Annotated in this window: 11 protein-coding genes; 5 read left to right on the top strand and 6 right to left on the bottom strand. The window is 62.5% G+C overall.

The annotated features are described in order from the left end of the window. Positions 1–352: 352 nt before the first annotated feature. Together A5767_RS00660 and A5767_RS22875 are read right to left on the bottom strand one after the other, a co-directional pair. On the bottom strand, positions 353–5617 hold the full coding sequence (locus A5767_RS00660) for a DEAD/DEAH box helicase (RefSeq protein ID WP_064851441.1): 5265 nt from the start codon (positions 5615–5617) through the stop codon (positions 353–355). An 8-nt stretch (positions 5618–5625) separates the two neighbouring features. Then, positions 5626–8559: a hypothetical protein gene (locus A5767_RS22875; RefSeq protein ID WP_156665102.1), complete on the bottom strand. Its 2934-nt coding sequence runs from the start codon at positions 8557–8559 to the stop codon at positions 5626–5628. Positions 8560–9218: 659 nt separating this feature from the next. Here A5767_RS22875 and A5767_RS00665 point away from each other — a divergent pair. From A5767_RS00665 to A5767_RS00675, 3 genes are all read left to right on the top strand, one after another. Then, positions 9219–10937, top strand: coding sequence for an alpha/beta hydrolase (locus A5767_RS00665; RefSeq protein ID WP_064851394.1), 1719 nt, complete (start codon positions 9219–9221; stop codon positions 10935–10937). A gap of 109 nt (positions 10938–11046) precedes the next feature. Then, entirely contained in the window at positions 11047–12780 is a 1734-nt protein-coding gene (locus A5767_RS00670) for an alpha/beta hydrolase (RefSeq protein ID WP_064851395.1), read from the top strand. Between the two features lie 179 nt (positions 12781–12959). Continuing rightward, on the top strand, positions 12960–13949 hold the full coding sequence (locus A5767_RS00675) for a linear amide C-N hydrolase (RefSeq protein WP_064851396.1): 990 nt from the start codon (positions 12960–12962) through the stop codon (positions 13947–13949). A 90-nt stretch (positions 13950–14039) separates the two neighbouring features. On the opposite strand, the gene A5767_RS00680 is transcribed toward A5767_RS00675, so the two are convergent. After that, on the bottom strand, positions 14040–18383 hold the full coding sequence (locus A5767_RS00680; protein ID WP_231913080.1) for an AAA domain-containing protein: 4344 nt from the start codon (positions 18381–18383) through the stop codon (positions 14040–14042). A 213-nt stretch (positions 18384–18596) separates the two neighbouring features. Then, a complete protein-coding gene (locus A5767_RS00685; RefSeq protein ID WP_006554792.1) occupies positions 18597–19802 on the bottom strand; it encodes a glutamate dehydrogenase in 1206 nt (401 codons plus the stop codon). Between the two features lie 175 nt (positions 19803–19977). Between A5767_RS00685 and A5767_RS00690 the strand changes: the two genes are divergently transcribed. After that, positions 19978–20889 carry a LysR family transcriptional regulator gene (locus A5767_RS00690; protein ID WP_024103548.1) on the top strand — a complete coding sequence of 304 codons (912 nt, stop codon included), beginning with the start codon at positions 19978–19980 and terminating at the stop codon, positions 20887–20889. 24 nt (positions 20890–20913) lie between these two features. On the opposite strand, the gene A5767_RS00695 is transcribed toward A5767_RS00690, so the two are convergent. Further along, on the bottom strand, positions 20914–23712 hold the full coding sequence (locus A5767_RS00695) for an aconitate hydratase (RefSeq protein ID WP_064851398.1): 2799 nt from the start codon (positions 23710–23712) through the stop codon (positions 20914–20916). A 79-nt stretch (positions 23713–23791) separates the two neighbouring features. Continuing rightward, complete coding sequence (locus A5767_RS00700) at positions 23792–24355, bottom strand: TetR/AcrR family transcriptional regulator (protein ID WP_039584070.1); 564 nt, start codon at positions 24353–24355, stop codon at positions 23792–23794. Positions 24356–24408: 53 nt separating this feature from the next. Between A5767_RS00700 and A5767_RS00705 the strand changes: the two genes are divergently transcribed. After that, positions 24409–25407 carry an alpha/beta fold hydrolase gene (locus A5767_RS00705; RefSeq protein WP_064851399.1) on the top strand — a complete coding sequence of 333 codons (999 nt, stop codon included), beginning with the start codon at positions 24409–24411 and terminating at the stop codon, positions 25405–25407. The last annotated feature ends 2 nt before the right edge of the window (positions 25408–25409 follow it).

Consider the following 25409-nt stretch of genomic DNA (forward strand, 5'->3'; position numbering starts at 1 on the left):
AAAACCCGTGTCGACCAATACCCACGACCGACCCGAAGCCTCACGGCGAGTTCTTTGCGGAACCATCATGACATATAGGCGCACGCCGTAAACCAACGACCTTGAAGCTCGGGTTTGTCGCGGCAAACGACGCGATCGCTCGCCGCTACAGCGTACGGACGCGAAGATTGCAGTAATGTGCCCCGTCTGATTAACTATCCTCGCTCATAATAGCACTCCATTTTCCACCAAATTACAACCTGGCGATCCCCGGCCTCGTTGCTAAATAACTCGACGAACCAGTTATTGGGTCCCTGCGACTTCGGGTCGACCACAAATCCGCTGCTCCACGAGTGGATCGAGCCGATTAGACCTAAGAGAGCAGTTTCAACGCTGAAATTGGATTCCTTCGGAACTCTCGCAAGTCAAGAAGCGAAACAACCGCGTACTCGCCCTGGGCAGCCTTAATCGCCTCCTGTTGAATCCGCACCTGGAACTCTTCTTCTGCACGCCACAACGGATGCGCTAGCAGCACACACCTATCTCCGCGCACCAACGCTGGAACCCCCTGCACTGTTCGCGATGTCGTTTGAGGAAGTGCATGCGCCGCTGCATTGATCCATGCACCGCATTCAGGCATCGACCGCGATACGGTCAGCACTTCCCCGCTAGCTAGTTCCAACATGTCGAGTGCTAGGCGCCAATCAAGCAGTGGGTGTCGGCGAGCATTATTGTAGGATCTCAAGCAGTCAGGACAAGAAGTATCACAATTGTCCGCGTGCGCCGGATCCTCCCAAGCCGAACGGAGTTCTTTCAACGCGTCCGCCAGAAGTCTTTGAAACACGACGCCATCACCGAGCTCTGTCGCGTAGCCTGCCCCATTCTCAGCTGTGTCAGCCAGAAATACGCCAGCCCCAACTTGAAACGTAGAATTGCCCCGCATCGATACGGCCGGCATTCGCATGGGCACGAGACCCGCTGCGATTTCAACCGCGTCAAGATCAAGCAGCACTTGCGCTGCGCGCAAGATTACCTCTGCAAACGAGGTATACGCCGCCTTACCTGACATAAGATCATAAAGCGCAACTGTTCCTGAACCGATATCAAGTGGGCCAAGCGTAACCAGAAGTGCGTCCGTAACACGTACCTCGCCAATAGTGTTCATCGTGCCGATTGAAGCGTCCGGCGTTTCGGCGACTATTGACTTATCGACGCCCTTACTAAACTGGTATCCACGCCCGAAATTGTCATTAACCGTAACCAGCTGCGCTTGTTCGTACAGATCAATTTTAAAATTCTTCAGCTTGGTCGATCCAGTAGGCGTGTCGCCAGGAATCAGCGCTGGCGCCGACGTCGTACTCAAAACCTCTTGGTCATCGTTGAATGGACGAGGTTCGTATGTCGTCCGAAATCCACGCGGTTCGTATAGGTTCATTTGTGTCATTACGCTGCCGCAGGCATTACATGTCGTGCTCGAAGACAAGTTCGTCTGACCGCAGGATTCACACGTACTCACCACGCGCGAAACCCCAATTGGATCAGCCGGTTCGACCCTATTTCCTCGGACTATATATGCAGCGAACCCGTTGACAGTATGCACAAGACCGTCTTTAACGATTTCCGCACCTGGCGCAAAATTGCGAATAGCTACTTCGAGCGCTCTATCGCTAACCGCGAAGCGTTCCATATCTCGCCGTGTACGCACCGGTTTACTCCACAAATTTCGGACTCTCGTAGGGAATCCAAACATCGGCACAATTCCATGCCGAGCAAGCGCAGCACTCAACTCCGTGTCAGGTGAGTCACTTTCGACACGAACAACCTCATCAATCCTACTAATTAAGACTGTTCTGACAAAATCTAGAACTTTCTCATGCTCAGAGGACGGGAGCGGCGTATGAGCGACCAACCGAGCAACTATTGTATCGACCTCTGGGGAACCACGAAGCCACTCCGCAACATTTACCCGAAAGAACGGAATCCACTCATATATTTGTCCGAATGTTCCGTGATTGCTACTCGGGGTCCATGTAGGCCCAGGCGAAAGAGATGCGAACGCTTCATACAGGCATTCACTAGCTACCACGCGCTGAACAATTTGGGCCCTTCCTAAGTCAAGAAAGGGCTGAGGCGGCACGTCGCCAGTGATGCGTTCAGGCCTGTTGAAATAGTATTCATCATGCGTCCGGTCGCGGCAAATTGTTAATGCGAAACTGAGCGCTTGGCCCGAGCGACCGGCCCGTCCGACTCTTTGTTGATAGTTGAACCGTTGCGGTGGCATATTCGCCATAAGCGTGGAACGAAGCGATCCAATATCTACGCCGACTTCCATTGTCGTAGTTACCGACAGCACGTCCAATTCATCCGTGAGGCAATTTTCGGAATGAGTAAAGGCTGCTTTGAACCACCTCTGCCGGTCTCTCTGTACGGCGAGGGGCTTTGTCTGCCCTGTCAGCTCGGCGATAGCTAGCCGGCGGGGATCTCGATGCGCGAGCCATGAATAATAGTCGTCTGCTTCTGCAGGCACGGGCCGCTTCTCCAGGCCCGAACTGAAACACTGACGGTTCGCGCATATATCGAGGCTTGGCTGAAGGTGAACAAAATGGCAACGGATACAACGCCATTGAAATTCACTCGGAGGATGGAATCGAAGAGTTGAATCTGCCGAAGTCGTTTTGAGCAACCATCCACTTACCGCGCGTGACACTGCCCTGCCGCCCATAAGCGCCACAAGCTGACTGGTAAGCTGCTCCTCATCCAAATTGCGAGCACCACTTACCGCAGCAATGTACTTCCGCACAGGCGCAGGAATAACCGCGCTCGGCTCTACTCCGCTGCGACTACTACCTTCCGTACGACCCATTAAGCCAAGAATTCTCAAAACAGCATGCAACAGTTCCGACTGTTGCTCTTCGCCCAAGGGCCCGGGAACTGCAGTCCATCCATCAACGTCGACACGTGCGATGCCTACAGACTCAAGGTCACGGCGCGCCCGGTCGAAGGTCGCGTCAACAACTGCGGATCGCAAGGCTGATTTGAGCTTTTCTTGCCCCATCGTGATTGGTGGTTCAGACCAAAGGCCGGGTTGCGGTGGGCGAAATGCTCGGTACCACGGAGTTTCACCCTCGAGCGAGTCCTCCAGTTGTTGGTTCCACGGATCTGTCCCCCCGGGGTTTACCCCCAGCCCAACCAGCACATTAGTTATGCGCTCACACATATCTCCGAAACCGACGGTCTGGATCGAGCCGAGTTGCTCTAACGTGCGCTCGAGTGCGATCTTCTCGTCTACCGAAAGCTTTTCGCCGGCTATTTGTTTCATTCGCGCTACGGCGCCAGCGAGAAATTCGGGTTTGGCAGCAAGCTGCGATGGATCCGAGACAATTGAATCCAGAGCACCGATAGGGTCGGCACCTCTAGAGAGTTCCTGTCGGAGCACCTGCCGGATGAGGTCGCGATGGTGGTTGCGCGCAACTCCGGCGGTGGTGCGGGCTGCATCATCTCGACTGTCAGAAAAAACGATGGTTTTTGAATTCGCGCTGTTCTCTACGCATTGCCCTTCAGCAAGTGAACGAATAAGTTGTGAGAGATACAACTGGGTGGTCGCCGCTACACCTGCAGTGTGCGCACGGATTGCAGACGTGACTTGTCCAGCGCGAAACTTTCCTTTTGGCAGATGACTCGCGGGTCTGAAGCTGCACGCAGGACAACGATCCGGCAAGGCAGGTATCCGGTCTTCGGGTAACTCGCCTGTGAAGGCGAGCCGAACACCAGTGGGTTCGCCGTCCCTCGAGATGATACCGAGTGATGGGTTCCAAGTGGCCGGCGCAAACGAAAGTTTGATACCGTCGCGCGTCCAGTCATCGTAGCTGGTAAGGGTTCCAGGACGATACCAATAGAACTGCTTCGCGGCGCGCAGAAAGACTGGTCTTGCACCCTGGCTCTCGATGAGGGGTGTTGGCGAAAGCAGAGCCTCCGAACCGTGAGTATCCACGATGTACCCGCCAAGGCTAATATCGCCGCATTCGTAACAGTACAGAAGCTCAAGGACACGTGCGCCGCAGTCAGAGCACGCCCCAATCGGTGTGGTGTACAAGCGGCCAATCTTCCGATTGTTCGAATGCTCCGTGGCACCTGGACAATCTGGATTCGTGCACGCCCAAATCCCCCGCGGCGCTCGAACGAACAAGTGCGCACGGAGGGGGATCGCCTCGACCTCTGCAGACGCAAGGTCGGCTCTTGCAAGCTGCGCCAGAGCATTCTCGGTGAGCAGCCCGTCTTTGTCCCCCGGGAACATGCGTTTGGCGATCGTTTCGAGGGGAGTCGCTCGTATTCGCCCTTCCTCGTCGTCGTAACATGCGGCGGCGATAGCGTGAGTCAGATCGCCAGCGTCAATCTCCTCTCTTAATAGGGACTCCGAATTGAGGCTCTCTGATTCTGTTACCTTCAGTTGCCGGCCAGCCTCGATCGAAAAGCTATCCGGATCGACACCAAAAAATTCCTCAAGATACTTGCGACCGCCGTTTGAGTCGGACAGCGAAGCGGACGTCGCGATAATTCTCAGCTGCGGACTCTGGGGAGATATTCCGAGCCTTCTAAACAGGGCTCGGAGGATCATGGCAACTTCACTGCCTTGAGTGCCGCGGTATAGGTGGAGTTCATCGACAACTAGGGTGAACACATTATCTTGACTGTCGGAAAGCCAGGCTGCAGTCTGCGCAAATATGTCTTCTTCACGATGGCGCATCATCATCGTGTTGAGCATGGAGTAGTTTGTCACTAGGATATCGGGAGCATGAGCGACCATATCCCATCGGGTCATCATTTCGCCCGACCGCGGATCTGGGAATTGACTTAAATCAACGTCCGATTTTCCGCGGCTTCGCGATTCGACTAGTGCGTCGTACTCCTGAGCGCAAGCTCGAAGTTCTTGTGCAACCTCGCTTACTTTCGTACTAGTTATATCACCAGTTCCGATCGTGTTACCGGTATATCGACCGAACCAAATTGGTCGAGATGTATCATCTTCCCGTAACTTCCGCACTGCCCTGCGCAACCGCGTCATCTGGTCTTCTACAAGCGCATTTGTCGGATATAGAATAAGCCCTCGCACAGCCGGTAACCTGTCTTCGCCGCTCCGCACCGCGGTCCAGGACGGTTTGGCACTTTTCCACCACGGCGTCCAAGGCCTCTGAGGTTTCCACTCCGAGGACTCGCTCACGATTCGCAGCAAAAGGGGTAATAAAAATGACTCAGTCTTGCCGGATCCCGTGCCTGACGTAACCACGACATTTCGTCCAGCGGACGCGCCATTGAGGAAGTGATGGATTATAGAATTTGCTTGATGTTCCCGTAGATGGATTTTTTCGGAGCTAGCTCCCTGGAAGAGAGACTCCGCCACCCGGATCACGATAGAAATTGGCAAGTCTGTTTGCGCCGCGACGTCCGCCAACGGCACCGTGTTCAGGTAGGGGATGACCGGCTCGATCAGGACCTTCCCAAGGAGTGCTCCCGGCTGAGCAAGAAGCTTACGGCGCTCTTCCATTATAGCTTCGTCATTGAGCCAAAAGGCGGTATCGAAATACCTAAGGTAGGTATCACGCAACGCATTGGCGAGAGACACAGGATTAATCGGATCCATTTCCAGCCTCACGTGGTCAAGAGAGTAGTCAATAAATCAGCGTATTTCTGGTCGATCGACTTGTATGAAAGACACCTGCGCTGCTCCCCGGAGACTTTCACCAAACTTGGCAGTGGAAGATGCCCAGCGAACGCCACCGCAGCACGGTCGTACAAACCTGGAAGCTGGCATCCGAGCGGAGTGAGGATTTCTTCGGTGTGTGGCAGGTAAAAGGTTAGCGTCTTACCGATGGCGTTAGCTGCCAGATGTTTCGTAAGATGTGGTCCTGCCACCGCAGCCGACCCTTCTTTCACGTCCGCTTCGTTACGGTAAATATACAGCTTCTCAAATCCCCGCTTAATTCGGTACGCGCCTGCGTTCGAAACATCTCCCGTCGGAATCCATGTTGCAGAAGCGAGGTTGAACCGTTCTGCCGACTCAAATCCTGGAAGACTAATTCTATCGACCGCGGCACCCACATCAGAGAGCCGGGGCAACGCTTTCAGGAGGACGGCGCCTGAGTCCGGCACAATGGCTGCTTCCTCAAGTTCTGCAATGAATTTTAGATCCTTGGCGGAAAGGGACTGAACCAGCCTCTCCGAGGGTCCATTTTCCTGCGCAACCCGAGAAATAACACCAGGACCCACGCGAGACTTGATGCTAGAAATCGACGGTCGAGTCCATCCGCCGGTAAGTCGGAATTGTCCGCTGGCTGTCTGGGCAAGGCACGCAGGCGAAAGTTCCCATCTCTTCGCCCTCCCCCTTGGATCGCGCTCGATTGCAATATGGCCGAGGGTTTCGAGCGCTCTCGCAAAGTTCTCAACGAAGATTGCGGACCCCTGAAGTTGCCTCGCGACGGTCTCCAATGAAGTGGATTCTCCTCCTCCAAGATGTACTAGAGCGTCCAGTGCGGCGTCCCATTCAATCGTCGCTTCGGCCACAGGAGGAAGCTGCGCGACGGTGATAGCACAGTGTGGTGATTTATCGATATTTTCTTTTCTTAATTTTCGATTTGAGAAAGCCCATCCGGGAAATCGCTTGACAAGACCGCAGGATGTGCATTCTCCCTCGATAAATTTCGGAGACGCGCCGCCGAACCAAGTAGGAAGTTTAATATGATGTGCCCCTGTAACGACGCATGACGTAGGATCTGGAGTCCCAATGCTTACCCGTTTTCTCTGGCAACTCGTTCGAGAACCGTTCCAAGAAATCTCACTCTTTGCACTACATGATGTCTCGATATTCGCAGCCCCGTCACAGGAAAGCCCATCGACTACAATCTTTGACCCTAGTTCTTCCGACGCCGTAAAAAGTCCCCGTGGGGTATCCAAGTTGTATGTCAACCGAGGCGCGCGATTCCAGGTCAGTCCGTCCACAGCATCGCCCGAGCGAAGGCGTATCGATGCTTGTTGAGTAGGAACTGTTTTCGATCCGGTGAAGAGCGATACTTGGTAATCCCCATCTTGCAAACCGAGACCGGAAATCGGTGTTACTAGTGTCCCTGAATCGGACCTCCACTCGTGGATCAATTCTTCGTTTTCGGCGTCGACAAGGGTGACTCGGAGGAATCTCTCACTTTGTACAGTTGCCCGAATTTCAGGAGGGCTTATCGTTGACCATTTGCGGATTCGGGACGGAATCTGGAGTCCACCTGCAACTGTGAGTTGGTTCCGAGCAAGGGGAATTAATTCATTAAATTTAGTAAAGGTTGGGGCGGTGAACATCTGTACATTTGTAAATAGTGTCCAACCTGCCGGCAATCCATCAAGAATTGTGGTTGTTTCGAACCCCGGCCGTGCGCAACTACTAAGAACTTTCTTAACTTCCTCAACTGTCCCAAATGCAACTGAAGACGTCCCGGTAGTGCGCACGAGGAGTAGTGAATCAAGGCCGAGTTGTAAGCGATCGGCCTGCACATACGCCGACTGAAGTTCGTCGTAAATGAGTGGAACAATTCTTCTCGGGTACCTCTTGTACTCCAACTCTCCGGCTGCGTTAGCGTGTCGGATCCGCACAAGTCCATCGAGAATTGATCCAAAATCAAGTTCTTCAGTATAGCTTGTTCGCCAAATCCCGGCCGCACCCGGAACGAATGCAATTGCCGACCACTTACCTGCTGTCTCGAAGATTTCCATCCGGCCGTTCATTTGCGTCCCGGTTGGACGTAGAGCGAGGGAGAGGTCGAATGAAGACCCCAGGAAACCTGTGCGCATATTAGCGACGAGGATCGCACGCCCTCCGGCGTGCCGATTTTGGGCATCGGGATGACCACCGTCCCAGCTCGCGAGTTCAACTGCAGCAATAGCGGCAATTCGATCACGTGAGTCTGAACGGCTCCATAGGCGGCGTAAGTTACTAGAGGTTGCTGAGGATGAAGAGGTTAACCACATGTCGAGGTACGGCTTCAGGTCTTCGGGTGCTAATCGCATGCCAGGACTTAGACCGTATTGCACGAACATAAATGAGAGGCGCCGGCGATCCGATTCTCGAACGAGTGCCTGAGAAATTGGCAATCCGACATATCGGTGTGTCAATGCGAATGCCGTCGGAATTCCGCGCCCACCTTCCAGGTTCTCAAGCCACTTGTTGACCCTTTTCCACAGAAGCTCTGCGTGCTGCCGATACTGCTTCTGAAGGGCGGCATCCTGATCAACGAGTCCGAGAAGTCGTGCGAGCCGCGCATAGTAGGCGTGCGGGGCAAGCCCCTCGCCGGCCTTACCCATCTCTTCGGCAGCCATCACCGTCACCGCTAGGAAGGCGAGGCACGGGGGTTCCCGAAGAGACTGGCTTGGCATGGCGCGGGTTGCCACAACAATTTTGGCCAACGAGAATGTATCGCCTTCTTCTACGGTGACGCCTCTGACGACGTCCACCAGTGACGTCCGAGAGGAATCCGAGTGCCCTTCTGCAGCGACTGCAATCTCGTCGATAAGGTCTTGCTCAAGGTCCATATAGGCGGGCACGGCTTCATCAGTTTCTGGGTATACAACCTTGGCTACCGCGGCGTTCCATGTTAAATATCGTTCCCAACGCTGCGGTGCTGTGCCGGACGGCTCAGTTGTCCCCGTCTTGTCTCTAGCCAGGTGCAATCGAAATCCTCCGCCACAAATTAAAGGCCGCGGATGCGAAGTTAGCGCATGCCTGCGACAGATCCTTGGACACGATTCTCAAGTTCGTTCAGAAGTACGGATACCAAATTTGCATACTCCTGGGGTGAGCACGACGGCCCAGAGGGAGGTCAACCAACACGGTGGACCTGAACGCCGTTCTCGCCCGGTGTCGTTCAGCGCTCCCTCCTCCTAGTTCGGACTCCTCGCTGAGTACATCTCCGGTCAGTACCGGGATTGTTACACCGGCTCAGCTCCCCAGCACCTTTCGATCCCAATTGCGCCATGACCGCAAATCGTGCACAAGAAGCGAACTTACATCTGACAACGCACTTCAGGGTCTCGCGCCAGATCCGGATGAGGAGACGGTGTGCTAGCTCTTGGGCCTGCCTAGTAGCTTGGGACCTGGGAAACTGTAGATCTCTACTCTCGGTGATCCCCAGATCGGCGGAGCATACGAATGGATACGCCGACATGACCCGGCTCCAAGGTTCCGTGGCAGTTATTGTCGCATCGTGACCGCTCCTGCCACCACCCTCGAAACCGACGAGTCGAGTAAGAACACCCGACGCCACCTCTCCGTCTTCGGCCTCGACTTCGTCGGTCTCGTCGTCGCCCTGTTCTTCTTCGCGTGGAGCCTGAGCCCTTCCCTCATCCCCCGCGAGTGGTATTTCCAGGGACTCATCAGTGGCGTGACGGGCATCGTCGGGTACGGCATCGGTGTGCTCATCGCCTTCCCCGCACGGCGGTGGATCGCCCCGCGTCTCGCATGGTGGCGCCGGCGCTACACGATCCGCCGCGTCGCTGAGGTGGTCGTCGCTCTCGTCGCGGTGGGAACGCTTCTGGGGAGCCTGCTCGCCGCGGCGGGATGGCAGAACGAAATCCGTGCCCTCATGGGTATCGAGACCACGACGGGCTTCGCGTATCTCCGCACCGGACTGGTGAGCGTCGCGGTCTTCACCGCGCTCCTCTACATCGCACGCGGATTGCGGTGGGTCGGACGACGCTTCGCGGAGTTCCTCGCGACCCGCCTGCGTGTTCCGGTCGTCGCGGCCGGCGTTCTCGCACCGGTGATCCTCGTGCTCGCGGTGGTCGTGTTCGTCGACCAGGTTCTGCTCGCGAGCAGTTCTATGGCGGCACGTATCGTGTTCGCCGACGACAACAACAGCACCGACCCCGGTGTGGAGCAGCCCCAGATTCCCGAGCGGTCGGGCAGCCCGGCGTCGACGTCGTCGTGGGAGAGTCTCGGACGTCAGGGACGCACGTTCGTCGCCGGTGGGATGGACGCCGAGCAGTTGACCGAACTGAACGACGCTCCCGCTCTCGAACCCGTACGGGTGTACGCGGGACTCGAAGCCGACGGCACCACCGACGAGCAGGTGCAGCTGATCCTCGACGAACTCGACCGCACGAAGGCGTGGGAACGCGAGATCCTCGTCGTCGCCGGCACCACCGGGACCGGGTGGGTGAACCCGTTCGCCGCCGACTCGATCGAAGCGATCTACAACGGCAACTCGGCGATCGCCGCGATCCAGTATTCCTTCCTGCCGAGCTGGATCTCCTTCCTCGTCGACGGCTCCGCCGCCAAGGCCGCCGGCAACACACTGATCAACGGTGTCCACGAACGCTGGTCGCAACTGCCGGAGGACCAGCGACCCAAGCTCGTCGTCTACGGCGAGAGCCTCGGCTCGCAATCCGCCGAAGCCGCCTTCGACGACCTCACCGACATGCGCAGCCAGATCGACGGCGCGCTGTTCGTCGGACCGCCGAACTCGAACCAGCTGTGGCGCAGCATCGTCGACCATCGTGATCCCGGCAGCCCCGAGGTCCTGCCCGTCTACGAAGACGGCGTCGCAGTGCGGTTCGCCTCCGACCTGCAGACGCTCGAGGACCAGCAAGGACCGTGGAACGACCCGCGGGTCCTGTATCTGCAGCATGCGTCCGATCCGGTGGTGTGGTGGGGACCGGGACTGCTCTTCGAGCGACCCGACTGGCTCGCCGAACCTCCGGGCGCGGGTCGCTCACCGTCGATGCGGTGGTACCCCATCGTCACCTTCGCTCAGGTCGCGGCCGACATCATGGTCGGCACGTCGCCACCCGTCGGTCACGGCCACAACTACGAGGATCTCATCCCCTACGGCTGGGCCGCCGTGACGTCCCCAGAGGGGTGGACGCTCACCGACACGCAGCGGATCGCCGAGGCCGTCGAAGAGTTGAACACCGCAGACGAGTAGTCGAGCACGGCACGCTGCCCGAGGCTCTGCTAGCTTCTCCCCTACGGCTTCGCATTCCGTCTCTTCGCCATGCCTTCCTGCGCCCTGGTACCGACGAAAGTGACCGCCGATGACCACGACCCTCGATACACCGCCCGCACCTCCCGAGCCCTCCTCGTTCTCGGCTCGGTTGAAGGACGGGACCCTGAGGTGGCTGGGCCGGTTCCATCCGGTCGGGTTGGCCGTCGCGTTGCTGTTCTATTGCTGGTCGCTGTCACCGTCACTGCTTCCCCGCCCGTGGTACCTGCAGGGCGTCGCGACCGGCATCAGCGTCATCACGGGCTACGGCATCGGCGTGCTCCTCGCGTGGATCGTCCGCAAGTGCGGCTTCGAGACGAACTGGTCGGCGACCGTCAAGAAGGTCGGCTGGTACCTGCTCGCAGCGGTCGCCGTCGTGGTGGTGCCGACCTTCCTCGTCCTCGGTTCGTGGTGGCAGGACATCAGCCGCGAACTCGTCGGGATGGAACCCGGCAGCAGCTGGGACTATCCGGGTGTGCTGCTCGTCGCCGTGGTGGTGACGCTGCTCCTGCTCGTCATCGGTCGCGGTCTGCGGCGGGTGGCGCAGTGGGTCACCGGACTCGTCGTCCGCGTATTGCCGGCACCCCTGGCGCGCATCGTGAGTGTCGTGCTGGTCGGGTTGATCGTGTTCTGGGCGGTGGAAGGTCTGCTGTCGGTGGAGATCGCGCGGATCGCCAACGGATCGGCGATGGCTGTGGACGAAGGCACTGCAGACGGGGTCGAGCAGCCGCAGGGACCGGAACGATCCGGGTCGGACGCGTCGCTCGAACCGTGGGATTCGCTGGGCCGTGAGGGCCGCACGTTCGTCGCAGGCGGTCCGTCTCCGGAGGAGATCACCGCGGTGACCGGGGAACCCGCGATGATGCCGATCCGGGTCTACGCAGGTTACCGCTCCCTCGACAGTCTCGACGGTTACACGGACTACGACGAGATGGAGGTGCTCGCCTCGCATGTCGTTGCGGAACTCGACCGCACCGGTGCCTTCGACCGCGAGTACCTCGCCGTGGCCACGACGACCGGTCGTGGCTGGGTCAACCAGGATGTCGCCGCCGCGCTGGAATACCTCTCCGACGGCAACTCTGCCATCGCGGCCATGCAGTATTCGTTCCTCGCCAGTCCCCTGGCTTTCCTCGCTGACCGGGTCTCGCCCCGTAATGCAGGTCGCGCGTTGTTCGAGGCGGTGTACGCGAGATGGAGTGTCCTCGATCCGGAAGCCCGCCCGAAGTTACTCGTCTTCGGGGAATCGCTGGGCTCGTACGGAGGTCAATCGGCCTTCGCCGGCGTGCAGGACATGATTACCCGAACCGACGGCGCTCTGTGGGTGGGCACACCGAATTTCACGGAGCAATGGCGACGAATCACCGATTCGCGCGATCCCGGCAGCCGCGAAATTCTTCCGGTCATCTACGGTGGCCAGAACGTGCGATTCGCTGCGACTCCCGACGACCTCACCGATCTCGACGGCCTCCGCGACTGGGAATCTCCCCGCATCGTGTACTGGCAGCATCCCAGCGATCCGATCGTGTGGTGGTCCTCCCAGCTGGTGCGGCACCGCCCGGACTGGTTGCGCGAGGAACGCGGCGCCGACATCGACAAGGGGATGACGTGGATTCCGTTCGTGACGTTTTGGCAGGTCACCCTGGACATGGTGTTCGCCGCCGAAGTCCCCGGTGGACACGGCCACGCCTACACGACCGAGGCGGGGTTCTTCTGGGCGGACATTCTCGGCATCGAGGACGAGGTGCGCGTGAAGGCGGTCTTCGACGCACTGTCGTCGGACGGGTGACGAGAAGAATTCACCCTCCCGCTTAATCCGGCGAACCGAGTCTTCTCCAGATTTCTCGCACCACCTCGTGATACAACCTCGATATCGCTTGTGAATCGACACAGGAATGCGAACCGGAGTACGTCGATTCACGAGGAGATAATTCGTCGACACGGATCTACCGCCTGAAGGTGGCGCATATGTGCACACGAGTTGTGTGGAACGGCCCGTCCGGTCAAGTGCTCGTGGGACGCAACATGGATTACCACCGCGAAACCGCCACCAATCTGTGGGCGCTCCCCCGTGGCATCACCCGCGACGACGGTGTCGGTGGACAACTCTCGTGGACCTCGAAGTACGGCAGTGTGGTCGCGGGCGCCTACGACATGATGACCGTCGACGGACTCAACGAGGCCGGCCTCGGCGGACACATCCTGTGGCTCACCGAATCGGACTACGGCACCCACGACAAGAGCCGACCCGCGCTCAGTGTCGCGGTGTGGATGCAATACTTCCTCGACAACTTCGCGACCGTCGCCGAGGCCGTCGACTGGATCGAGAAGACCGGCGTGCAGGTCGTTCCGCTGGGCGACCCGGCGACCGGTGAGGTACCCGCCGTGCATCTCGCACTAGACGACGCGACCGGCGACTCCGCGATCATCGAATACCTCGACGGCACACCGACGGTCTGGCACAGCCGCGACTACGCCGTCATGACGAACTCTCCCGCCTACGGTGAACAGCTGGGACTGCTGAAGAAGGTGAAGGGATTCGGCGGTGACGCACCACTTCCCGGTACCGGCGATGCGTCCGACAGGTTCGCTCGCGCAGCGCATTACGTCAGCAGTCTGCCGGAACCGCAGAGCCAGGTGCAGGCGATCGCGGGCGTTCTCAGCGTGATCCGCAATGTCGCGCAGCCGTTCCGCGTGCCCGAACCCGGAAAACCGTATGTCTCGCAAACGATCTGGCAGACGGTGGCCGACCTCGCCGAGAAGCGCTACGTGTTCGAGTCGACGACGCGCCCCAACATCGTGTGGGTCGACCTGAGCGATCTCGACCTCTCGGAGGGCGCACCGGCGGGCAAGCTCGATCTCCTGGGCGACACGGCACTCGAAGGTGGCCTCGCGGGCAATGTCAGCGGCCGATTCGAGAAGTCGGATCCGCTGACGTTCATCGCGATGCCGTCATAGATCTGCACACGAAAGATCCCCGGATGCCTTCCCTTCGGGGATCTTTCCCCATCCGATGGCCACCGCGAACGCTGGGGCGGCCGAGTCGTCTCAGTAGTCGCCGATCCCCGTCATCGTTCGTGTACCCGCATCCACGGTGTCGTCGACGACCGTTGCATCCACCCGGCCCGGCGTGATTCCGCGACGCTCCAGCTCCTCCCAGAGTCCTGACAGGGCCGCGACCGGGTCGAGGTAGTACTCCGATTCCCGGACCCGCCAGAACTTCCAACCGCTGCGGTGCAGTTCGCGCTCCCGCTCCAGATCGGCGTTCTGCCGTTCGGGGCTCGTGTGCCACTGTTCGTCGTCACAGGCAACTGCCAGCTTGCCTGCCGCCCCGGTCACGACCAGATCGATGAAGTGGCCGTTCACCTCGACCCGCGGGTTCACGTGATAGCCGCGAGTAGCGATGTCCAGGAAGACGTCCTGCTGGAAGAGGCTGTCGAACGCTTCGTGCCGCTCGTCGCGCGTCACGCCGTCGGGCATCGGCTCGGCCGGCCGCGGGGACGTCGTCCGCATGTGGGTGAGCAACGAGTACCGCAGGTCGGTGCGGCGCAGCGTGTCGATGGTCCTCGAGTGGAACAGCCACAGCTGGTCCTGGGCACGCGAGGCCGCCACGTTGAAGCGTCGCTGGTATTCGGTCCGGGTCAACGCCGCGATGTTCTGCTCGGGCGCCACGACCATCGACAGGAACACCACGTTCCGTTCGTCGCCCTGGAAGTCCGGGGGCGTGCCGACGCGGAGCCTGCGTTCGTCCCACTGCTCCGGCGTGAGGCGGTCCAGCAGTTCGTTCTGGATGATGTCGACCTGCAACTGCCCCTGCAGCACCACCACACCGAAGGTCTTACCGTCGTAGGCGGGATCCTCGACGCACTTCACGAGCGTGTCGACCAGGGCATGTGCCTCGGCGTAGTTCGTCAGCGTCGAGTTCTGCCCGGTGACGGCCCCGTCCTCGACGAGTGTGGTGCGTAGCGGCTGCAGACGATCGGAGCCGTACTGCCGCATGGGAACCAGCGGATCGTCGGCGTAGAACTGGTCGCTCGACCACGCGATGATCTCCGGCATCGACCGGAAGTGCTCGCGCAACCGGACGATGCTGCCGAACCTCGACCGCAGCAACGAGAACAGGCTCGATCGCGGAGTGAAGCTGTCGCGCAGGTAGTTCGGGATGTCGGGCAGATACGAATCGAGGCGGCTGAACACCCCGTCGAGCGCACCGAGCGACACCGCGCTCGGTGCACACTGCTTGTCGTCGCCGACGACGATCACGCGCGGCGCCAGCCACAACAGGAACAGGCTGCTGATGTCGGTCTGGCTCGCTTCGTCGACGATGACGACGTCGAACGAATTCTGTTCGGGCGGAATCGAAGCCAGCACCTGCTGCAACGGCATCACCCAGGCCGGCACCGCCCCCTGCGCGACCTGCATGGCCTCGCGTGCCGCGGCCCGATAGCGCTCCGCGTAGCGGCCGGTGCCCTTACCGATGCTCGCGATGTGATCGCGGTACGAATGGAGCGCCTGCACCTGTTCGGCCGTGGTGCGGTCGAGACACGCGCTCCACGCCTTCTCCTCGACGAGTTCGGTCGTGAGTCGCGCGATGTCCTTCTCGAGTGCGTCGAGGTCGCGTTCGAACTGTCCGTCGTCGCTGCGCTCGTGGAAGCGTCGCACCCATTCGTCGGCGCGTCGCCACGCCCACGCCTCGTCGATGTCGGCGAGACGAACCGGCCAGGCCAGGCTCAACGGATTCTCCGCGAGGGCCTGAGCGAGTGCGGGTGCCGCGGTGGTCAGGCGCGCGTGGAGGGAGACGAGTTCCAGTTCCTCACGCTGCTCCCCCGCCGCCCGGTCCCACGCATCCAGGGCCGCGTTGATGGCGTCGAAGTCGGCGTCGTGGAAGGCGCGGGCCAGCGCGCGTCCTTCGGGCGACGCTCCCCCGGAGATCTGGCTCCGCACGTACATGCCGATGGATTCGAGCCAGTTCTTGCTCGCTTCGGCGGTGCCCGCGGCGGCGATGGTCCGTGCCGACTCGGCGGTGGACCGCGCCTGCTCGATGCTCGTGATCCGCGGCGCCCCCGGATGAACCTCGCGCAGTGCCGTTTCGACGTCGTGTACCCGCGCCACGAGATTGTCGACGATGGCACGGTCGCGGTCGAGGAACGCGAGGGTGCCGACCGCGCGGCTGCGCGACTCGTCGAGTTCGATGTCGATACCGAGGTCGCGGAGGACCACCCGCGCGACCCGGATCGCCTCGAGCGCACGGAGGTGTTCGGCGACGATGCGCGCCGTCTGGGCGGTGGTGGCGGCGACACCCTCGACGGTCGCGATCTCACCGAGCGCCTCGACGGCGGATTGCTCGTCGCTGCGCCGGAACCGGGTGAATCCGCTGCGCCACGTGTCGCCGGCCTCGAGCTTGCGGGCGAGCGCGTCGTACGCCTCGAAGGCCTGACGTCCCGTCACGGAGGTGTCCACCGAGCTGGCACCGACGATCCGGTCGGCCTCCTGCGCGGCCTGCACGAGCCTGGCGAGCTCGGCGGTCTTCCCCCACAGGTGCTGGGCCCGGCCCGACAGGACGTCGTCGGCGACGCGTTGGATTCGGGCGTCGAGCCGGTCTGCGTCCTCGAGGGCACCCTGCAGTTGCTCGCACAGGTCGCGGATGCGGCCGAGTGCTTCGAGCGATGCACCCTCGAGGACCCGCAACAGCCCCTGTGTCTCGCCGTTGGTCGTGCCGCTCGACGCCTGGGAGACGGCGGCGCACGCGTACTGCAGTTCCCTCTGGGTGGGCAGGGACAATTCGGGGAAGCGCTGCTGGCGACGGCGCGCGCGCTCGACGCTCGACCGCTGATGCAACGAGTGAAGGGTGACGAGTTCGTCGACCGTCAGCGGTGGGGTGTCGGTGAGCAGAGGCGCGGGCAACCACGCGTACTTGGATTCGTGCGCGCGGACCCGCCGGACGATCGACGCGGCCGTCCCCTCGTAGCCGGCGGCGACATCGGCGTGGGCCTCGGTCTCCTCCGCGCGCGCCTGCCGGATCTGTTCCATCAGCGTCGCGCGACGCTCGAGTGCGTCGTTGCGTTGCGTGGTGAGCTCGTCGATACGTTCCTGCGCGCGCCGAACGTTGAATTGTGCCTTGCGGATGGCGATTTCGCTGACACTGCGAGTGAGTTCGACCGTGCCGCCGTGCACCGGGTCGGTGACGGCCACGCACAGTTCCTGCAGCTCGGACGGGAGCTTCTCCCGGAGCACACGCAGCGCCTGCGCCTTCTCACTGGTGACCAGCACACGCTGCCCACGCGCGAGTAGCGCCGCGACGATGTTGGCGATGGTGTGGGTCTTGCCCGTACCCGGCGGACCCTCGACCACGACACCGCTGTCGCCGGCGAGCCGGTCGATGATGTCGCGCTGTTCCTCGTTCGCGGGCAGCGGCAGCAACTGCTCCCCGGTGAACTCGGTCGACGGCGTGCCGATGCGGTCGAGCCACGCGACCCGGTCGGCCGGTTCGATCGCTTCGACGAGCTGCGCCAGCCCGAGCGGCACCGGATTCGACTCGTGGGCAGCCGCCTCGGTCATGCGGCTGTAGTACTCGATGAGCGCGTGGGCGCCGCGCTTACGCAGCACGAGCACCGGCGACGGCGTCACGAACGCATCCGACGACGACGCTTCGTCCGCACGATCGACGACGTCGACCGGCACGGTGAGCGCACGCTCGGCCCAGCTCTTCAAGAACGCGCGGGCCGCGGGGTCGAGGGGCGAGGCGACCTGGGTGACGAGGGAATCGTGCAATTCGCGGACGCTCGTCGGGTCGAAGACTTCCAGTCCGGTGAGGAGCTGGACGTCTTCGAGCGACGGCCCGGCGTTGGGACTCAGCCGGACCACGAGGTCGCCGGAGTCGCCCTGTCGCTCGATAAGCGCGGTCTGCGTGATCAGGTGCGTGTGGACCCGCGCGCCCGCCACGCCCTCGGAGAGGTGCAGCAGACCCGACGCGACGACGAGCTCCAGCGATTCCGGCTGGTCCTCGAGGTCGAGCATCGCTCGCTGCAGGAAGCTGTACAGATGCGAGGCGGCCTGCCGTTCACGATCGACGACCGCCCACGTCCGCCAGTCGGTCAGCCAGGCGTCGGCACCGTCGATGCCGATGGCCAGCGGGTCGAGTTCGGGCTCGACGGCGGAATCCGTGATGTCGCCGTGCACGAACTTCGCGACCTCGGCGGACGGGCGCGGCGGGTCCTCGAGCTGGGCGCGACGCGCACGCAGGACGATGTCGCCCGACGCGGCATGAGCACGCAGGCCGGCCCTGATGTTTCCCTCCTCGAGAGACATCACGGCACGGTGTTTGTCGACGACACGGACGGGCGCGCTGCGGGCCTTGACGAGCTCGGCCAGGAAGGCAAGCAGGCGCTGCACGCGATCCCTCAATTCGGGTTCGCGCTCGTCTGACCCCACTCGCACTCCACTCACCCTTGCGGACGTCCTTCCGCCCGTCGACGGAGACGGGCATGTCCACCTTAGAAGTCTTGGTCGACATACGCGTTTCCGGACCCGGACGACGCGCGCCGCCATTTCCGCCGAGTCTCGCCGTCAAGATGCTGACCTGCAGGAATGAGCGAGGTCGACGTGTCAAGGGATGGTGATCGTGCGCGAGGCGCTCGGAGCGTGGTTGGTCGCGCCGAGCTCCCGTGCCGTCTGCCGCGGCGGCACATGATCGAGCGCCCACCGCTCGACCAGCAGCGTGATCTTGGTGAGCATCTCGGTGCGCAGACGCTGGAAGGAATCGTCCGGATCGGTCCCGACCCACCCGAGGAGCACCCACCATGCCCACGCGACCGCGCCGGCGTTGGCCACGAAGTCCGGGATCACCGGGATGCCGCGGCCGGTGAGCACGGCTTCGGCGTCGGGCGTCGTCGCGGAGTTCGCGGCCTCGATGACGACCCGCCCGGCGACCCGGCCGACGTTCTCCGCCGTGATGGCGTAGGAGATGGCGGCGGGGACGAAGATGTCGGCGGGAATGCCGATCACCGCGTCGCGGGGCAGTTGCTCGACGTGCGACGGGACGCGGGAGCGGTCGATCTCCCCGTACTCGTCGCGGAGGTCGAGCAGTGCCGGGATGTCCAGTCCGTCAGCGCAATACAGTGTTCCTGCGGCATCGGCGACGGCGGTCACGCGCATGCCCGCTTCGTGCAGATACCAGGCTGCGCCGCCACCCATCGTGCCGATTCCCTGGATCGCGACGGTGGTCTCGGCCGGTGCCCAGCGGTATGCGTTCGCGGTGGCGATGCAGGCCTGCGCGACGCCGTAACCACCGATCACGTCACCCAGCAGGAAGCCGCCGTAGACCGGCGCGTTCAGGGAGGTGCGTACCCGCTCCAAGGTGATCGCCGGGTCTGCCGCACGGTTGATCGCGGCGTGGAAGGACTGGTGCAGTCCCAGCCGCTCGAAGACCTCGTCGAGAAGGTGCTGGGGAACGCCCAGGTCCTCGGCGGTGACCCAGTGCGCGTTCAACCAGGGACGCATCGCCTGGCAGAAGCGCTGCAGCACATCGACGGCACGGGGGTCCTTCGGGTCGAAGTCGATCCCGCCCTTCGCGCCGCCCACCGGCAGGTCGAACACCGCGGTCTTCGCGGCCATGCCGCGCGCCAGGTCCTCGACCTCCGACATCGTGCACCCGGCCCGCATGCGGGTGCCACCGGTCGCCAGATCGCCCACCAGGGTGTGGACGACGAGATAGCCGTGCGCACCTGTCATCGGGTCCGTCCAGGTGAGACGCAGGAAGGGTTCGTCCCTGCGGGTGTCCACCGCGTCGACGCGTGTTGCCATGGTGGTCATATGCGGTCCCCCGTTCGTCAGAGCCGTCGCTACGTCGATTCGGCCGGTGACGCCAGCGTGCCCGGGGGCGGCGCGGGGCGTCCAGTTACGAAACTCGAAGGTCGGAGTTCACGATTTCTACACAACGCGAGCTCACAGCGGTTGCAGGTCCCCGGGCGCGCCCTACGCTGACGGCATGGAGTTGTCCCTGCGCCGGTTACGGATGCTTCGAGAACTGCATCGCCGAGGCACCGTCACGGCCGCCGCACTCGCCCTGCATTACACCACCTCGGCTGTCTCGCAACAGCTCACCCAACTCGAACGGGACGTCGGCGCAACGCTTTTCGAGCGAAGGGGACGTCGGGTCCAGTTGACGGAGGCGGGCGTGCTGCTCGCCGAACACGCCGAGGAGATCCTGCAGTCGGTGGAGCGCGCGACGACCGCGCTCGAACAGACCCGCGACGGGGTCACCGCGCGCCTGACCGCCGGGGTATGGGCCTCCGTCGCATCCACTCTGATCCCCAGCGCGCTGGCATTGCTGGCCACCGAGCATCCCGGCATCGAGGTCCGCACGCGAGAGCTCGCCCCCGAGGAGACCGCCGGCGCCGTCCGTGACGGATCGCTGGACTTCTCGTTCGTCATCGAATACTCCGGCTACCCGATGTTGTGGGATCCGGAGCTGACCAAGGTGGTGATCGCGGTCGAGCGACTGCACGCCGCGGTGCCGCCCGGGACGGTGCCGGCGGGCACCATCGCACTCGCCGACCTCGCCGAGCATCCGTGGGTATTGGCCGGCCCGAACTCGCACTTCGGCCGCGCGGTGAGCCTCGCGTGTCAACGTGCGGGGTTCGAGCCGAGGATCAACCACGAGGTCGGTGAGCAGGCGACGGCGCTGGCGATGGTCGCCGCGGGGCTGGGTGTCACGCTCGTCTCCGATCTCGGGCTGACGTTGAGCTCACCCGGGGTCGAGGTGGTGGCGCTGACCGAACCGCTCGTGCGCACGATCTCCATCGCGCATCGCGGGGTCGCGTCGGAACGGCCGCCGCTGCGCCTCGTGATCGACGCGGTGCGCACCGCCGCAGCGGAACGGGGGCTCGCGGCGCAGTAGCCACGAGCCCCCGTCTGTCGCTGCCTACTGCGCGAGCTGCTTACGCAGCACGTACTTCAGGATTCCGCCGTGCTGGAAGTACTCGGCCTCGGCGGGGGTGTCGATGCGCACCGTCGCGTCGAACTCCGTGTCCCCCGCCTTCACGTGCACGGTCTCGGGGATCTCGTCGCTGTCCGCCAGACCGGTGATGGTGAATTCCTCCTCCCCCGTCAGGCCGAGGCTCTGCGCCGACTCGCCCTCCGGGAACTGCAACGGCAGCACGCCCATACCGATGAGGTTGGAGCGGTGGATGCGCTCGTACGACTGCGCGATCACCGCGCGCACCCCCAACAGCAACGTGCCCTTGGCCGCCCAGTCACGCGACGAGCCCGACCCGTACTCCGCGCCCGCGAGCACGACCAGCGGTGTGCCGTCCTCCGCGTACTTCTGCGCGGCGTCGTAGATACTCATCTGCTCGTCGGTCGGCAGATAGCGGGTGACGCCACCCTCGACGTCCGGCACCAGTTGGTTACGCAGTCGGATGTTGGCGAAGGTGCCGCGGATCATCACCTCGTGGTTGCCGCGTCGCGACCCGTAGGAGTTGAAGTCGGCCTGCTCGACGCCGTGCTCCTGCAGGTAGCGACCCGCGGGGCTGTCGCGTCGGATCGCACCGGCCGGCGAGATGTGGTCGGTGGTCACGGAGTCGCCGAGCAGCGCGAGTACCCGCGCGCCCTCGATGTCGCGCAGCGGCTCGGGTTCCGACGACATGTCCTCGAAGTAGGGAGGACGTCGCACGTACGTCGACTCGTCCTTCCATTCGAACACCTCGCTGTCGGGCACGTCGAGGTTCCGCCACGTCTCGTCACCGGTGTAGACGTCCTGGTAGCCGGTCTCGAACATCTCCGCGCGCACCGCGTCGTCGATGACCTCCTGGATCTCCTGCGTCGTGGGCCAGATGTCGCGCAGGTAGACCTCGTTGCCCTCGCTGTCGGTGCCGAGCGGGTCATTGAAGAGGTCGACGAGCATCGACCCGGCCAGCGCATACGCGATCACCAGCGGCGGCGACGCGAGGAAATTCATCTTCGTCTGCGGATGGATGCGTCCCTCGAAGTTGCGGTTGCCCGACAGCACGGCCGAGACGTTGACGTCGTGCTCGTCGATCGCGGCCGCGATCTCGTCGGGAAGCGGGCCGGAATTGCCGATGCAGGTCGTGCAGCCGTAACCGACGAGATTGAAGCCGAGCTTGTCGAGATAGGGCGTCAGACCCGAACGTTCGTAGTAGTCGGTGACGATCCGCGACCCCGGAGCCAGCGTGGTCTTCACCCACGGCTTGCTCCGCAGCCCCTTCTCCACGGCCTTCTTGGCGAGCAGCGCCGCACCGATCATCACCGACGGGTTCGACGTGTTCGTGCACGATGTGATCGCCGCGATCACCACGTGTCCGTTGTCGAGTTCGAACTCGTCGCCGTCCCCGACCCGCACCGGGACCTTCTTCGACGGCGGCGCCGAGGTGTCGGCGTCGTCGGGCACCGGGTCGCGCGGCTCGTCGCGGGAGTCCTCGCTGCGCACCGACACCGGGTCGCTGGCAGGGAATGATTCGAGCACGCCCTCGTCGACACCCGAGTCCTGGACGCGGGAGACGACGTCGGGCACTTCCTCACCGTTGAGCAGCGAGGTCACGGCCTTCGGCGCGAGGGCGACGGGGATGCGGTCCTGCGGTCGCTTCGGGCCGGCGACGGACGGTCGCACCTTCGACAGATCCAGTTCGACGACCTCGCTGTAGTCGGGTTCGCGATCGGGGTCGTGCCACAGACCCTGTTCTTTCGCATACGCCTCGACGAGGCGGATCTGCCCCTCGTCGCGACCGGTGAGACGCAGGTAGTCGAGGGTCGCGTCGTCGATCGGGAAGATCGAGATCGTCGAGCCGTACTCGGGACTCATGTTGCCGATGGTCGCGCGGTTGGCGAGGGGCACGTTGGCGACGCCGGGGCCGAAGAACTCGACGAACTTGCCGACCACGCCTGTCTTGCGGAGCATCTCGGCGACGGTGAGCACGAGGTCGGTCGCCGTGGTGCCCTCCTGCAGTTCACCGGTGAGCTTGAAGCCGACGACCTGCGGGATCAGCATCGATGCCGGCTGGCCCAGCATCGCCGCTTCGGCTTCGATGCCGCCGACACCCCAGCCGACGACGCCGAGGCCGTTGATCATGGGGGTGTGCGAGTCGGTGCCGACGAGCGAGTCGGGATAGGCGACGAGCCCGCCGTCCTCGTCCTCCCGCGTGAAGACGACGCGGGCCAGGTACTCGAGGTTCACCTGATGGCAGATGCCGGTGCCGGGCGGGACCACCTTGAAGTCGTCGAACGCTCCCTGCGCCCAGCGCAGCAGCTCGTAGCGCTCGCGGTTGCGCTGGAACTCGAGGTCGGTGTTGATCCGGAATGCGTCCTCGGTGCCGAAGACGTCGGCGATCACCGAATGGTCGATGACCAGCTCGGTGGGGATCAGGGGGTTGATGCGCTTCGGGTCGCCGCCCTGCTGGGTCATGGCGTCGCGCATCGCGACGAGGTCCACAACGCACGGCACGCCGGTGAAGTCCTGCATGAGAACGCGTGCCGGAGAGAACTGGATCTCCGGGTTGTGCGTCGACTTCGGATCCCAACCCGCGACGGCCTCGATCTGCTCCCTGGTGACCAGTCGCCCGTCCTCGGTGCGCAGCAGGTTCTCCAGCAGGACCTTGAGACTGTAGGGCAATCGCTCCGAGCCCGGGACCTTGTCGATGCGATAGATGCGATAGTCGGTGTCGTCGACCTTCAGGGTGTCGCGCGTGCCGAAACTGTCGTCACTCATGAACGTGCCTCCCGACTGCGATGTTTCCGGTGGTTACCCGAATGGGTAGCCCGTTCCGCTGCGCGGCAATCACGTGGGTTCAGCTGGTGGTGCGTGCGACCTCGTCGGTGATGAGAGCGATGCCGTCGGGCGGTTCCGTGACGCCGACCAGGACGGCCTGTGTGATGCCGTTGCCGAGTGCGACGAGGCGTAGGGCTTCCGTTCGCGCCTTGTCGGGTGGCATGCCCAGTTCTTCGAGGAGTCGCCGGGCCTCCTCTGTTGTGCCTTTTGTCGACTCTTCCAGGAACGCACGGATCCAGTGGTCGCTCGCGGACTTGGCGAGGTAGGCATACCAGACGGACACCCCGAGACGTCCGGCTTCGTCCGTCGGGACTGGTTGAGCGAGAAGCGCGACGAGCGCTGCCTGCGGATCGGATTCTGCTCGTTCGTAGCGTTTTTCGGCCTCGGCGACCATGAATTCGGCGCCCGTACGGATGAGGTGTTCCTTGGAATCGAAGTAGTGCTGGATACGGCCGATCGACACTCCCCCGGCGGCCGCCACCGCCTGGAAGGTCACGCCGTCGATTCCTCGCTCGTGGATGACCGCCCACAGCGCGTACACGATCTCCCTACGGCGTTGCGCATGGTCGACGACTCTCGGCATGATCCCACGATACAATATGAACATATTGCAACGTCGACGATCAGAGGCTCCCGATGACCCAGCGCACTCGATCGAACAGATTTCTTCGACGCGCCGGCACGGCGCTGGTCGCGATACTCGCAGTCGTCGGCCTGGTCGCCGCCTATCAGTTCTTCTTCGGCGCGCCGGGAGTCGGCCACTTCCGCAGTGATTCCGGTCGGGCCGGTTACGTCGCTGCCTACGAGAGAGCGATGTCTGCGCTGCCGCCACCTTCTGCAGTTCATGACGTTCCTACTCGGTTCGGCACGGTCCGCGTCTACGAATGGACGTCGCCTCGGACGGTCGACTCGGTGCCCGTCGTTCTCGTCCCGGGCCGCGCGTCGGGTGTGCCGATGTGGGGCGAGAACCTTCCGGGCTTCCTCCCCGAGCACCGCGTTCTCGCGTTCGATGCTCTCGGCGACGCAGGCTTGTCCGTCCAGGCGGTACCTCTGACCTCCACGGACGACCAGGCGCTGTGGATCGATGACACGCTCTCAGGTCTCGGAGTGGAGACCGCTCATGTCGTCGGACATTCCTTCGGCGGGGCGAGCGCAGCGTCCTACGCGAAGCAGTTCCCCGAGAAAGTCCGGTCGCTGACGCTGCTCGAGCCTGTGTTCACCTTCGGTTATCCCCCTGCCCGAATGTTGTTCTGGGCGTCGGTGTCGACACTGCCGGGCCTTCCGACCGATTGGCGGGACACGGCACTCGCGAAGGTCGGGGGTGTCGACGACTATGACTCCGATGACGCCATGGCGACGATGATCTCGGAGGGTTCGGAGCATTTCTCCGCCGCACTACCGACCCCGTCGCCCCTGAGCGACGACGAGCTTGCGGCTTTGGTTATGCCCACCTATGTCGCTATCGCGGAGCGTGATTCACTCGTCGGAAGCGAGAAAGCAGCCGATCGAGCACGGCAACTCGCTGATGCCGAGGTTCTGGTCTTTCCCGACACGACGCACTCGCTCCCCATGCAGGCAAAGGATCGACTGAACTCGGAACTACCCGAGTTCTGGCGCGGGGTCGAGCAGGGCTGACG

Source organism: Rhodococcus sp. 852002-51564_SCH6189132-a (assembly GCF_001665495.1).
GTDB lineage: Bacteria > Actinomycetota > Actinomycetes > Mycobacteriales > Mycobacteriaceae > Rhodococcus > Rhodococcus pyridinivorans.